Source organism: uncultured Gimesia sp. (assembly GCF_963976445.1).
In the GTDB taxonomy this organism is placed as follows: domain Bacteria; phylum Planctomycetota; class Planctomycetia; order Planctomycetales; family Planctomycetaceae; genus Gimesia.
On sequence record NZ_CAXBKP010000009.1, the window covers coordinates 149,157 to 162,562 of the forward strand.

Genomic DNA, 13,406 nt, shown 5'->3' on the forward strand with positions numbered 1-13,406 from the left:
GTGTTTATTCCGGCGTTTTGTCGTCGGATTTGGGTTCAGTCTTTGATTCTGGCTTTGATTTTGATAGAGGGGCAGCAGGTTGCTGTTCCAATTGGTTGAAGCTGACTGGATCATCGCTGGTTGGCAAGCGAGTTTCTCGGAACTGCTTATCTTTCTGGCTTGCTTTCCACATGGCGAAAGCAACGCCGACAATGAGGATGATTAGTGAGCCAGCCAGAATTTGGGAAAAGAGTTGACTGCCTCGTTCATCCACGATCTGGGGAGTCCACTCGAGTTGTCCGGTTAAAATCAGGGGAGCGACTCGCGTGGTATCCTGGGCATTATAAACGTACATTTTGAAGAGATAACCGGTGACGGTGACGTGGTCAATGACGTCAGTCCCTTGGGGGAGTCCGTCTTTCAACTCGGGCGGGACTTCGGTACAGATGACGACGGTCGGGTTTTGTTGCGAGTCGTCAGTAAACAGCCAGGCTTCATACAGGGTTTTGATACCATAGTCATTTTTTTCGGCCGGGTAATGAATCAGTTTGCGAACCCGCCCGGTTAAAGTGACGAGTCTGCCTTTGTAGCGATTGCTGTTTTTGAAGATATCCGGAAAGACCGGAAGCTTCAATTTGGGGTTCTCTTTGAACGTTTTGAGTTCGGAGCGTCTTTGTTGCAGGTTGAACTGGGCAGCCTGTTTCTGCTCCTCGAGGCTGGTTTCGCGAAGATGCTTCAAGACGTAGTAGTAGAGTGTTTTTTCTTCAGCTCGGATACCAAACTCGTATTTATCCTCCACTTCGTTGAACAGTGAGGGGGCGAGTTGATCTGGGAAGGGCTTAAAGGGGTCTTCGGATGACTCGTCGGCGCGCGTTGGGATGAGAGCGAGGGCGCAGAAGATTGTGGCCAATGCCAGAGTTTTGATGTACGAGTGCATAATCTACTCCCAGGGGTTATGTCATTAAGTTCTTTAATATAAGAACTTAATGACAATTATGTGTTGTCCCTATTTTGTCGAGAAGGACTCCATTTGTCGAGTTAAAATATTTTAGTTCCGTGTAGTGACGCGTGGCGTAATCCCTTATTTGATAAGAGTTTTTGTCATTTGGGGCTTCATAGAGAGCATTGACACAATATACAGGATCTCTATAATTCTTTACAATTGCAATGAGAAGCGAAGCAAATTTGTTCTTGATTTCCATTGGGTAATCGCGATCCTGGAATCGAAAACTGATGTCATTGCAGGGTAGTCGCAGCGATTTTCTCTGCTTTTATTAATGAATATATCGAATCCAATTGTAACGGAGACAACCAGTAATGGCTGAAAATGTCCTGGAATTCACTGATGCGAATTTCCAATCTGAAGTAATCGAAGCGTCGGAACCTGTTTTAGTCGATTTCTGGGCACCCTGGTGTGGTCCCTGTAAAATGATGATGCCGACCATCGAAGAAATTGCCAGTGATTATTCAGGCCGGGTTCGTGTTGGAAAATTGAACACGGATGAAAATCCAGGCGTTGCTTCCTCAAACAACATCAGTGCTATTCCTACAGTGATGCTTTACAAAAATGGTGAAGTCGTTGAAACGTTTGTGGGTGTCACTCCCAAGGAACGTTTTTCCGCATCTCTAGATAGCCAGTTATAATCGCAATTGAAATTGTGGTTTTAATACATAGTGGGCAGAGGATGGTCTTTAAATCCTTCTCTGCCCTTTTTGTCGTTTAACTGTTCGTGTGATCGTAAGTGCTGAGTGATCGTTGAGGAATTGGATTCCTCAACTTAGTACTTGTAACATATGACATAGCGAGACGCTTTTCAGGGAAAGGAATCCCAGCATGAGCGATGAAATCAAGTCTGAGCAGCAAACAGAGTCCCCTTCTCCGTTTGCTGGTATGAAACCAAACAGCGGTGACGCGGCTGACTCTCGACCACTTTCCAGTCCGCAAGGTGTTGAACGCCGTGCCGACTTGCCTCATGCCTCACAGGAGTCCGCTCCACAGGATGCAGGCTCATCTTTCAGTGCGCAGAAGCAAGCGGCACTCGAAGAAAGTCTATCTTTTGCAGCGGTTGCTGCCGAGATGCAGACGCAAGGAGCGACCGAAGCAGGCGCTTCATTGACGGGTGCCGAGTTATTGTCGCAGGCGGGCGAGATTGCCAATTTTCTGAAATTGCAGTTTGCCGAAATCAGCCGTCGCGAGCAGACGCTTAACAGTCAATTGAGCGAGCTCGATAATGAGCGACGAAAAGTTCGAATGTGGGTCGGTCAGATCGAGGAGCAGTATGACGAACGGGAAGTCAGTATTCGTGAAAAAGAAACGGAATTAATTCGCAAAGCGGTTGAGTGTGAAAAGCTGGCGAAGACCGTGCAACACGAGCAAGAGAAAGTATTCGATGCCCAGGATTCACTGGAGCTGGAACGCAGCGAAATGCGGGATCAGATCCTGATGGAATTTGCGCAACAGCGGGAAGCTCTGGAGCGTCAGCGTCTGGATATGAATCAGGAGCGGAACCGAATTCGTGAGGATGTTCTGTCTTCACTGGATGATCAGCGGCGCGACCTGGAACACGCTCAGGAAGAGTGGCGGGGCGTAAAGCAGACTGAGTTGAGTCACCTGAAAAGAGAACGCGAAATACAAGAAACCACGATTCAAAAAGTGGAAGAGGAACTCGCTTCTCGTAAAGAAAACTTTGAGCTGGAACTGAAAACGCAACAGGCAGAGTGGGGCTCTAAGAAACAGGCAGAGCTGGAATCACTGGAATCGCAGAAACGAGACTTCGTGATTCGTTCTGAAGAGATCGAGCACCAGCTGACCATTCAACGCGAGGATCTGCAGCGCGAATATAGCTCGCGGGAAGAACAGTTTGAACAGAAACGAACGCTGACCGAGAACCGAATCAAGTTTCAGGAGAATCATCTGTTGCGGCTGCGGAAGCAGATCGAACAGGACCAACATGAGTTCCAGCGACAGCAGCAAATCCAGCAACAGCAGCACGAACAGAATGAGCGGATTCATCTGCTGCGCATGAAGCAGCTTGATCGGTATCGGGATTTATTACATCAACGCGAAGAGTCTCTGATTAGAGAGCGATCGTTGCATTCCGAGCTGCGGCGTTCGGTGGAACGCCATGAATTGAATCAAACGCAGCGGATGTCACAGGAATATGAGGTCTGGAAAAAGGACCGGGATGCACAGAAGGTCGAATTGCGGCGCCAGAATGATATGCTATCGTTGCATGCCGAGAATCTGGAACGCCGCCGCGAACGACTGGATACGTTACGGGCGGAAGTAGAAGAGACACATCGTGGTACATTGGAGATGCGTCTGGCTCTGGAAGAAGGCTGGGCACAATTGACTCAGGTTGAAGGTGAAGCAGCAGCACGCGCGCGACTGGAGAAAGCCCGAGAGGCGCTTGCCTCACATTACCGTCAGTTGCGTGAATCTCTGTCGGTAGAACGTCAGGAGCAGGAGCATACTCAAGAAGTGTTCCATCGCCACCGTGACGAATTTCGCCAAGAGCGTCAGGATCTCTCGGAATGGGTTGCCGAGCGCGACGAGCAATTGCGATTGCGAAGCGAACAGTTACGTTTCGAAGCGGAACAAATGGCGATTCGGGATGCAGCCTGGGATCAGAATCGGGAAACCTGGCTTCAGGAAAAGGTGCATGCAGAGCTGATCATTCGCGAACTTTTACAGCAACTGGCTGAAGTGACCGGGACTGAGATGGCGATCAATGAAGCTGGGCCGGATGTGAAAGCAATGTCGTTTTTTGCTTTAAACGAGGCGGTATCTGAGACACCAGTGGGTGAGTCTTCGGATGCGCGATCAGAAGTGGTAGAGGACGCGCAAAGCGAGCAGGATAAGGAAGCCTAAGGTCTGCCTGCTTAGCCCGCTTATCGCAGGTCCTTCCAGGCATCCCAGCAAAGAAACAGAACCAGGCCGGCTGAGATGAGGAACATGATATCCATCATCATGCTTCCTCGGAACGGGATGCCAATAATGATATCCACCAGAGCAAGCGCAGCCACCAATCCGGAAACGGCCATTGAGCCCATGATCATTTTTTTGGGTGCATCCGTCATTGCGATCCCTGTCCCTCTCTACTCGTTCTTAAAGCTGTATGGTTGTTAGAAGTCAGTCTGAGCTGCAAATTCTTAAAAGCAGAGCCGATCAAAGCTCTTTTTTCAAGTATACCGTATCGCCCGATGGAATTTCCAGTCGATTCTGTTGCTTATAGCAGCATAACGATTTCTCAAATCGTTCCCTGCTGAACGAATACCTGAAAAATCGTTAAAATGCAGCTATTCGGAGTAGTAAAGACTAGCTCAAGTAAGTGAGCAGAGTTCGATAATGTGGCCATCCGGGTCATTCACAAATGTTTGGGTGGCACCATCGGGGCGCGATTTGGGAGGCGAAACGATGGGGATTTCCCGACTGAGGGCTTTCTCATATGCCTGCTTTGCATCGTTGACCTGAAACGCAAAATGGTGGGTGCGTGTGTTCTGTTCGGGGTCGAGATTCCCGGCTTTTCCTGATTGATCGTGTTCAAGGATCAGGTGGATCTGCTGGTCTCCAATTTGAAACCAGTGTCCTTCAAATGAGAACCCCGGTCGGGGAACATGTTCCATTCCCAGGAAATCAACATAGAACTGGCGGGATGCTTCCAGGTCTTTCACGACCAGTGTAATGTGGTCAAACGACTGTACCTGAATGGAGTCGGAAACGGCAGAATCGGTCATGGCGGAAGTTCTCCTGTTTGGGTATCAATCACTCACGAAGCGGCAGAAGTCAGAATTGGTTCTCCGACACTCCAGTCGGCGCCTTCTCTGACGATGTGACGGTAGAGTGTATCACGTTCTACGGGAATCCGGCCGGCTTCATTGATCAGGTGGTGTAATTGTTCGACTGTCAGACCTTCCGGCGTTTTGGCCCCGGCGTCGTGGTAGATCAGTTCATGAACCACGGTCCCGTCGAGGTCGTCGGCTCCGAAGCTTAAGGCGGTCTGTGCCGTCTTTTCGCCGAGCATGATCCAGTAGGCTTTGATGTGGTCAAAGTTGTCGAGCATGATTCGTGACAGAGCAATGACTTTGAGGTCCATCAATCCCGACGCTTTTTGAATTTCTGACATGCCTGTATTTTCGGGATGGAACGCCAGGGGGATAAATGTCTGGAAGCCACCGGTTTTGTCTTGTAACTTTCGCAAGCGGCAGAGGTGATCGACGCGGTGCTTTGCTTGTTCATAATGGCCGTAGAGAATCGTGGCGTTGCTTCGCAGGCCGAGGTTGTGTGCTTCATTGTGAACTTCGAACCAGCTTTCTGCGTCGGCCTTGTGTTCGCAAATCTGTTCACGGACTTCGGGGTGAAAGATTTCAGCGCCTCCGCCGGGCATACTGGAAAGACCGGCTTCCATCATCTGTTCCAGAACCCAGCGAGTGGGTTTTTTGGTCATAAAGCTGAACCAGTTAATTTCGACGGGCGTCCAGGCTTTGATGTGCAACTCGGGATATTCTTCATGAATGACGCGAACGACATTCAAATACCAATCAAATTTTTTCTGATGGTGCAGGCCTCCCACAACGTGCATTTCCGTCGCGCCGGTGGCCCGGGCTTCTTGAACGCGTTCGCGGATCATGTCGTCGGTAAATGTGTAAGCACGGGGCGATTTCAGGTCGGCCCGGAATGCACAGAACTTGCAGCGATAAACACAGACGTTAGTCGGGTTCAAGTGGATGTTAGTATTATAGAACGCGAAGTTGCCGTTCTTACGTTCGCGTATCTGATTGGCCAGTGCGCCCAGTGTCAGAATATCGACTTTCTCATCCAGAAAAACGCCTTCATCGAAATTGATGCGTTCGCCCGCTTCGACTTTGCGGGTAATGAGATCCAGCTGTTGTTGTTCGTTTTGATTCAGATTCATCAGACTGACTGTTGATTCTTTTTTGCTAATTCCGGTGTTCAAATGAGTTGGCTGCGGTCTAAAAGATTGCGCAACAGGAGACACCGTTCATTATTACGATTCAGGCCCGCTTATGCGAGCCAGACATCGATCAATCCCACAAAGAACAAACCAATACTAATCACGGCATTCACGTGAAAAAACGCGAGATTGACGCGTCCCAGATCATCAGGATTGACCAGCAGGTGTTCATAGATCAACAGGCCTGCGACAGCGAGCACCGCAACCAGAAAGGGAATTCCCAGTGCTGCGAAGTACCACAGGCTGAACAGGCAGACGATGGTCAGCGCGTGGCTGAGCATGGCGAAGCGGAGAGCTTTCCTGATTCCCCAGCGTGAGGGGATACTGGAGAGCTTTGTTTCTTGATCGAAATGGACATCCTGACACGCGTAGAGAATGTCGAACCCGCCGACCCAGAAAAAGACAACCAGTCCCAGCAGAATTGGATCCAGTGAAAGACTGCCGCGAATGGCGATCCAGGCGGCCAGCGGAGAGAGCATCAAAGCGGCGGAAAGCCAATAGTGGCACCAGATTGTGAAGCGTTTTGCATAGGAGTAGCCAAGTAGAAACAGCAGGACCGGGACGGACAGATACAGGGGCCAGCGATTGGGCAGAAATAAGAGAGTCGAGGCGATAAATGCCAGCGATGTGAGCAGGGTAAAGAGAAATACCGTGCGGACGCTGATCAGTCCGGCGGGGAGATGGCGGCTTTGGGTGCGGGGGTTTTGGGCGTCGATATCCCGATCGACAAGTCGGTTAAAAGCCATCGCAGCCGAACGGGCAAACAACATGCAGAGCAAGATCCCGACCAGTTCCTGCCAGCGAACCGGTTGGCCACGCCAGGCCAGGACTGCGGAGAGCAGTGCAAACGGGAGCGCAAAAATGGTATGGCTGAAGCGAATCAGTTCCAGCAACAGGCGCAGTCGGGCCAGCATCTCATCAATCCAGTATCACGGGACGTTGTCCGGCCAGTATCACGGGGACGTTGTCCGGTCGGGGGCATATTTAACTGGTGCATCTTAGCTGATTGGCAGACGTCGCCCAAGTCAGCGGGGCGCGAAACTGTTCGTGCGATGCGGGAAAGATCGATGCTGTTTAGCGTGAGGGGAATGTGTTTAACGAGGCAACGTAGTTCACAAACCGTTCATCAACGCCCGGAATGTCGCGAGGCAGGCGTGCGCTTAATTCTTCAGGCTTGCTGTTGGTTTTCAGTTCTGCCAGGTATTCGAGCAGCGTGTCTCGTGTTTCCGGTGTGCTGTTCAGCATGAAGTGCACCCAGGCCCAGGCTTCCTGATAATCGACCCGCTGCATCTGTGATACTTTTTCGAGTTGTTCGAGTCGCTTCATGTCGGGTTTCCAGCCGTTAGTGAGGGCGGTGGAAAGCCGCGAAGCATGATCGCGATTGACTTGTCCGGGTGTGTTGCCGGCGACTTCAAAGTATTCTGCCAATCCTTCATCGAGCCATAAGGGGACGGTTTTCAAGCTGGCGTGTAACAGGCCGTGCGTGAATTCGTGCCGCAGGTCTTCCTGAATGCGTTCCCCCCAAAATGTATAGACGGCTAATTCTTTAGGAGTTCCCACGAAGTAGGCCCGGCGGGGAGGCAGGCCCGGATAGGTCAGGTCCAGATAATTGCGGTATTCTTCCTGATTTGTGAAGAGGTAAACGGTGACCTGTTCGCTATTGAGTGGAATGTTTAACGTGGCAGCGACATCTTCGCGGAGCTTGATCAGATCCTGAAAGAGTTCATGGTCCTGCCCGAGTTTGAAGTCACTGAGCACGATGAGCTGTTCTGCACTCACACTATGCCGGGCTGGCAGATGGACTGTTTGATTTTTGGCAGCACTACGACAGCTTGATGTCAGCAGCAGGCACAGCAACAGACAAACACTCAAAGTCAGTGCTTTGAGTATTGAGAGAGACTTCCTGGCTGAAGTCTGATTCGGGCTGTCGGGTGCTTGTCGTTTCACAGTTTGCGGTGGTACTTTTTTTGCGCGTTGAGGGAACTCAAAAATCTTTGGTTTGATTTAATTACGTCGGGTTGGAGTCTGGGTATTTTCAGCAGAACGTTTTTTGGGGGCGCTCTGAAACAGGCCGTCGAAAAATCCAGTCGACGCCGATTGAATAATGAGTTTTCCTTTGCCGTTATCAACGAGTGATTGTGCTAACTTGGGGTGGCTCTTCCAGGTGGTCGCATTCCAGGTTCTGATGTCGGCATAGGTATCGTGCAGGCCGGTTTGAGACTTGGGAATGAAAATCCAGCCTTCCTTTGATTGAACGACATGATATTCAAACGCGGCATACATGCCTCCGGCTCCAATCATCATGAAGATCAGAGCCGCGATAATTCGGCGCATCTAATTCACTTCCTTGTGGTTATTAATACTGTATCGCCTTAGTTCAGGGGCGGGATCATCTCAGAAACGGGAAAATGCGGCAAGAGTGAAGTTGTTAATTTGGGGTGACTTTGTGTGCACTTACTCTTGTTTTGAGGGCGGGTTTCCGAAGCGGTCACCGGGGTTGATTTTCCTGCCACACAAAAATTGGCTCGTCTGCATGGGCCGTTTTCCCTGAGGTTGAATCTGTTTCAGTTCCAGAACTCCCTCGGCCGTGTTGATGATGACTCGTTTTGTATTGGCGAAGATGACGGTACCGGGGGCGGAATTCAGGAGTTTCTGATCGAGATCCAGATCGCTTATTAGCTCTATGTTGAGTATTTCCACATCCAGAATCAGCAATCTTAACGGTTCCTGCTCCGATTGGTGAAGAAATGAGAAGGGGTTCGGCCAAGGCTGCATTGCTCTGACATGACACGCGATTTGAGAGGCACTCTGGTTCCAGTCAATGGCGCCTTCCTGTTTATCGAGTGTGGGCGCAAATGTCGCTTCAGTATGTATTTGTGGCGTTTCTTTCAGAGTCCCCTGCTCTATCTCACCAAGCACCTGCATTGCCAGTGGGGCGGCGAGTGCCGCCAGTCGGTCCTGGACTTCTCCCGTGGTTTCTTTGGGGCCGATGGGGGTTTCGACCATCGCCGCCACGGGACCGGAATCGAGTGCCCGTTCGATGCGAAACAGGGAGACGCCGGTCGTGGTTTCGCCGTTACGAATGGCATACAGAATCGGCGCTGCCCCGCGGTATTTTGGCAGTAGTGAGGCATGCAGATTGAAGGCCCCGTATTGAGGGGTGTCTAGAAGTTGTTGCGAGAGAATCTGTCCGTAAGCGGCAACTAAGAGCACATCGGCATTGAGTTGGCGTAATTCTTCCAGTGACTCCGGCGTATTGATTTTGGGAGGTTGGAAGACGGCAATCCCATGTTCGAGTGCGAGTTCTTTCATCGGGTTTTTGTGCCGATGATGGCCACGGCCTGTGCGATCGGGCTGGGTATATAAGCCAAGCACCTGATGTTCGGAAGCAATCAGCGCCTGAAATGCGGGAATGGCGAACGTGCCGGTTCCCATCATGACAACTTTTAAAGGCACGGTGGAGTCTCCTCTAGGCGGGCGATGGACAATTCAATTTCGACGCAGAAAACCAGGGTATTCTATCAAACTATTGCAGGGGCGAAGCGTTTATTGAGGCATCTCAAACAGCGAACCAGTCAGAGTGCGCGGTTCGATTTATCCCAGCGCATCTTCAAGCTGTTGCAGCTGTTTGCGAAGTTCGTCATCAGAAGGGTACTCGCCTGACTTCTGTTTGTGTTGAAATTCTGATTCAAAATCAGCGATGAGTGAGTCCAGTTCTAATCGCTTGGCTTCCACCATTCGATCGGGAAACATGATGCCCTCAAGGTGATCATGTTCGTGCTGGACAGCACGGGCGCCCAGATCATCCAAAGTGATTTCGAACAACTGGCCATCCAAGTCATAGGCTTCGACGGTGATCTCTTCAGATCGTTTCACGTCTCCATATACCTGTGGCAGGCTCAGGCAGCCTTCTTCGCCTTCCGTGGTCCCTTTGCGTTTTGTGATTTCCGGATTGATGAATACGAATTCTTCATCCGTTTCATTCGGATCTGATGCCAGATTAATCACAAACAGACGATACGGGAGCGCGACCTGATTGGCGGCGAGGCCGATGCCCCGCGCTTCGTACATCAACTCAAACATGGATTTCACCGTATCACGCAGTTCCGGTGAGATACTTTTGATGGGTTTGGATTTCCAGCGGAGCGCTGGATGAGGATAATTAACGATTTGTAAAGCAGCCATAATTTCGGATACCCGGCGGGGTATAATACTCAAATAAAGTTCGCAGATAATAATCGCACCTGCCCTGCCGAACTATTCGCGCAGGGGAGAAAACAGATGACACCATTACCTGTATATCAGGGCTGAATGGTAGATTCAATCCATACGTCTGCGAACAATATTATTGTTCGTAGTATTTTCGTTGAATTCAAATCGTTTTGATGTCGGAACGGGATCTGCATTCCTCATCGGCCTGAACCAGGCCGAGACGACAATCACTCAACAAAAGATACCTTCTCAAGTATTCAGTTTAATACATGGGAAGTGGATCAAGTGGTGCAGAGGCTGTTGTCGGAACAGATCCCTGCATCACAGGTAGACCTGCTGTTGACTGATAGGGATTGGAAGTGTTGTAAGCTCCTTGTGGTGAATATGTTGGAGCGCCAACGCCACAATTCCCAGAGGAGCATCCACCACCACCACCAAACGGGGCCGGTGCCATTGTGGGACCATAATTACAGCTTCCGCAGGTGCCTCGTCCGCATTGACATCCTGTCGTCAGGGTAATTAACGCGAGACCCAGCATCATTAAACCAAAACGTTTCATTTGAACAATCCTTTTCTACTACAAAGTCGCGATCGAAAAAATCAATCGCGGAGAATCAATCTGTGATGTGGAATAGTTAGTCGTATTATGAAGCAACCGAGGCTGCCAGTTTCTTAAAGTCGATCGGTAACAGGCTGGAATTGACGCCAGCCCAGTGTGCAGTAAATCCTCCGGGGTGTCGTTCCGGATTGGCTGCAAACGCGATTGTTTCGTCTCTGATTTCATTCACGCCTGGAGCCAGTGAGACCGTCGCGGAATGGCGACCTTTCCAGATTTGAAGCCCGGGATGAAACCCCAGGATGTTTCCTGAAATGATCGTTTCCCAACCAGAGTCAATGTGGCTGATACTCACTGAGAGTTGACGCCTTAAATTCCACCAGCGGAAAAATGTTTCCAGTGAAGTGACCCAGACCAGTGGTGTCTGTTTTCGATCCAGGTTGATCTTCTGGAACAGCAAGTCAAGTTCTTCCCGCGAAGGAATGGACGGTAATGAAACCGGCAGTCCCTGTCGGTATCTGCTGACCAGTTCGACGCGGAGTTTTCGTTGTGTGTGATTATCTGATTTTCCCTGCCAGTCATATTCTGCTTTCAAATGCAGCATTTCCAGAGGGACTGGCAGCGGGCTCATGACATTGGAGAATTCTCGGAATTCTTTTCCTAAAGCCGATTCGCCATAACAGATGACTCCCTGATAGGGATAAGGATAATCTGCCAATCGAATCCAGGTACCGCCCGACTGTTGTACTCGTTCTTTGAGTTGAACCACAAAGGCTGAGTTGAACTGTTCGCTACCGGTTTGGGCTTTCGTTTCCAGTTCATTTATCAAACGGCCGACGGCTGTTTCGCTGGTGAATTCAGAGAGATCGACGACCGGGATCTTAGAGTGAGAGAGAGACTGTAAATCCTGGGTATTGAAAGTTTTCTGAGCTCCCACCAGTAGCAGATTCCAGTTCGAATGCTGATAGCCGGCAAGCTGGGCCAGGTCTTCGTGGAGTTCGGTGACCGGTAGTCCCATTTCGCGCAATCCTTTTAAGACAGGCGTAGTGACCCCTGCTAAAAGAATTGGGTATTCCGGTAAATGACGCGAAACGGACATTATCTGAAAAGTCTTTGTGAGAAGGTATAGTGTCAGTGTGTGATTCCGTTTCGTACGAAATGAATCACTGCTGTTTCAACACGAAAGGTAAATTGAATTAATCAGTTTGACGGGTAATCAGTGTGGGAGGTGAGTGACAGGCCTGAGGATCAGGCGCAGAGATCACTAATGTGAGGCGGGAAGATATTGCTTTTCAAAAGTCAGGTCAATACGAAAGAATGGCAATGAAATAAAAAAAGCGACAAACCTTTAATCTTTTTTCGGATTTGCATTTGTTTTTTCAAAAAAAAATCTGGTTTCTATTCTTACGGGATGATTATTTGAGGATGAAACGCGGGGGAGCAACTTTCCAGATGCTTGATATGGGTAAAGTATTATAGGTGAAGCGAGCGGAATCGAATCCAATTTCCAAGCCGAAACAAGGTTTTGAAATTCTCTTTTAAATTGGGGTTGGTGAAAATCAGGAATGCCATCTATAATCCGCCCCTCGCGAAACGAATGGATTGTTTTGCGAGTTTGATTTCCGAGTCGTGATCCTGTTGAAAAAGAAACAGGCATACTGTTTGGAATATCAAAGAAAGAACAATGTACTGACTGATATAACAACAACGTCATAGCATGGAGGCGCGGCGTGGAAACAGTTCTGGTTATTGGACTTGATACGGTTGCCGGAGCAAATATTGCAACCTGCTTATCCAGTCGATATCGGGTTGTAGGATTGACTTCAACGACACCGGTTTCCATCCAGGGATGCGAAACTCATACTTATCTGGAAGATGATGTCGAGACAGCCGAGCATTGGTTGTCTCTGGTTCGTCCACAGTGGGTCGTTTATTGTGGCATCGCTGCTCACTCTGCCTGGTCTATCGATCCTGAAAAATTCGCCACAAAAGATCCTGTGGTGGCGGTTCGGAACTGGGTGAATGCAGCGGAATTGCACTCGGCCCGATTTACACACATCTCTTCTGATGCCATTTTTACTGGCCCTTGGATGTTCCATGAAGAGGACTGCCAGGGACAGTGTGAAAGTGAGCAAGCAGAGTTGCTTCGTGCCATCGAACGCGAAGTCAGCCTGTGTGACAATACACTGATTATCAGAACCAATGTCTTTGGCTGGAACCCCGCGACTTATGGGGCAGGCGAGATTGAGAATCTGGTACAAACGTTAGAAGCAGGCAGCTATTCGAAGCTCGACTGTTATCGACATGCGACACCGCTGTTAGCGACGGATCTGGCTGCGATTATTGAACATGCCTATCAGGAACGATTGACAGGCATCTTCCATGTCGCAGGCGGCGAACGAATTAGCCCTGTGGAATTCGTACAACGACTGGCGACCACATTTGGTCTGACTGTTCCCGTGTTGCCTCGAGCAACCGTGTTGAATGAACGCACCACTGGCTTTGCCAATGGTGAGACTTCGCTGCACACCCGCAAAATTCGTCGTGCCTTGAGTATTTCAATGCCGATGCTGGATGATGGATTACAACGACTGTTTGATCAACAGCACAACGGTTTTCTGAATCGCCTGAACGATGCACCTGTTCGACAATACGAGCAGGAAATTGCCGCTTAAAGCAATTAA

At 49.8% G+C, this 13,406-nt stretch carries 14 protein-coding genes; 3 read left to right on the top strand and 11 right to left on the bottom strand.

The window, feature by feature from the left end; genetic code table 11:
• Positions 1–4: 4 nt before the first annotated feature.
• The gene (locus AAC022_RS12355) at positions 5–916 is read right to left on the bottom strand and encodes a hypothetical protein (RefSeq protein WP_339731307.1); all 912 of its coding nucleotides are present in this window, start codon (positions 914–916) and stop codon (positions 5–7) included.
• Between the two features lie 380 nt (positions 917–1,296).
• Here AAC022_RS12355 and trxA point away from each other — a divergent pair, with 380 nt between their 5' ends.
• Together trxA and AAC022_RS12365 are read left to right on the top strand one after the other, a co-directional pair.
• Entirely contained in the window at positions 1,297–1,623 is a 327-nt protein-coding gene (gene trxA, locus AAC022_RS12360) for a thioredoxin (protein ID WP_339731310.1), read from the top strand.
• A 190-nt stretch (positions 1,624–1,813) separates the two neighbouring features.
• Complete coding sequence (locus AAC022_RS12365) at positions 1,814–3,850, top strand: hypothetical protein (protein WP_339731311.1); 2,037 nt, start codon at positions 1,814–1,816, stop codon at positions 3,848–3,850.
• A gap of 20 nt (positions 3,851–3,870) precedes the next feature.
• On the opposite strand, the gene AAC022_RS12370 is transcribed toward AAC022_RS12365, so the two are convergent.
• The 10 genes from AAC022_RS12370 to AAC022_RS12415 form a co-directional block, all read right to left on the bottom strand.
• A complete protein-coding gene (locus AAC022_RS12370; RefSeq protein WP_339731313.1) occupies positions 3,871–4,059 on the bottom strand; it encodes a hypothetical protein in 189 nt (62 codons plus the stop codon).
• A gap of 243 nt (positions 4,060–4,302) precedes the next feature.
• Entirely contained in the window at positions 4,303–4,716 is a 414-nt protein-coding gene (locus tag AAC022_RS12375; RefSeq protein ID WP_339731315.1) for a VOC family protein, read from the bottom strand.
• Positions 4,717–4,748: 32 nt separating this feature from the next.
• The gene (gene mqnE, locus AAC022_RS12380; RefSeq protein WP_339731316.1) at positions 4,749–5,894 is read right to left on the bottom strand and encodes an aminofutalosine synthase MqnE; all 1,146 of its coding nucleotides are present in this window, start codon (positions 5,892–5,894) and stop codon (positions 4,749–4,751) included.
• Between the two features lie 110 nt (positions 5,895–6,004).
• A complete protein-coding gene (locus AAC022_RS12385; protein WP_339731318.1) occupies positions 6,005–6,868 on the bottom strand; it encodes a UbiA-like polyprenyltransferase in 864 nt (287 codons plus the stop codon).
• A 160-nt stretch (positions 6,869–7,028) separates the two neighbouring features.
• Positions 7,029–7,901 (bottom strand): DUF1570 domain-containing protein, encoded by an 873-nt coding sequence (locus AAC022_RS12390; protein WP_339731320.1) that lies wholly within the window; start codon positions 7,899–7,901, stop codon positions 7,029–7,031.
• A gap of 57 nt (positions 7,902–7,958) precedes the next feature.
• Positions 7,959–8,288: a hypothetical protein gene (locus AAC022_RS12395; protein WP_339731322.1), complete on the bottom strand. Its 330-nt coding sequence runs from the start codon at positions 8,286–8,288 to the stop codon at positions 7,959–7,961.
• A 120-nt stretch (positions 8,289–8,408) separates the two neighbouring features.
• Entirely contained in the window at positions 8,409–9,410 is a 1,002-nt protein-coding gene (gene fmt / locus AAC022_RS12400; protein ID WP_339731324.1) for a methionyl-tRNA formyltransferase, read from the bottom strand.
• Between the two features lie 138 nt (positions 9,411–9,548).
• Positions 9,549–10,139, bottom strand: coding sequence for a peptide deformylase (gene def / locus AAC022_RS12405; RefSeq protein ID WP_339731325.1), 591 nt, complete (start codon positions 10,137–10,139; stop codon positions 9,549–9,551).
• Between the two features lie 289 nt (positions 10,140–10,428).
• The gene (locus tag AAC022_RS12410; protein WP_339731327.1) at positions 10,429–10,725 is read right to left on the bottom strand and encodes a hypothetical protein; all 297 of its coding nucleotides are present in this window, start codon (positions 10,723–10,725) and stop codon (positions 10,429–10,431) included.
• 85 nt (positions 10,726–10,810) lie between these two features.
• Entirely contained in the window at positions 10,811–11,821 is a 1,011-nt protein-coding gene (locus AAC022_RS12415) for a hypothetical protein (RefSeq protein ID WP_339731329.1), read from the bottom strand.
• A gap of 631 nt (positions 11,822–12,452) precedes the next feature.
• Here AAC022_RS12415 and AAC022_RS12420 point away from each other — a divergent pair.
• Positions 12,453–13,397, top strand: coding sequence for a sugar nucleotide-binding protein (locus tag AAC022_RS12420; RefSeq protein WP_339731331.1), 945 nt, complete (start codon positions 12,453–12,455; stop codon positions 13,395–13,397).
• Positions 13,398–13,406: the final 9 nt, after the last annotated feature.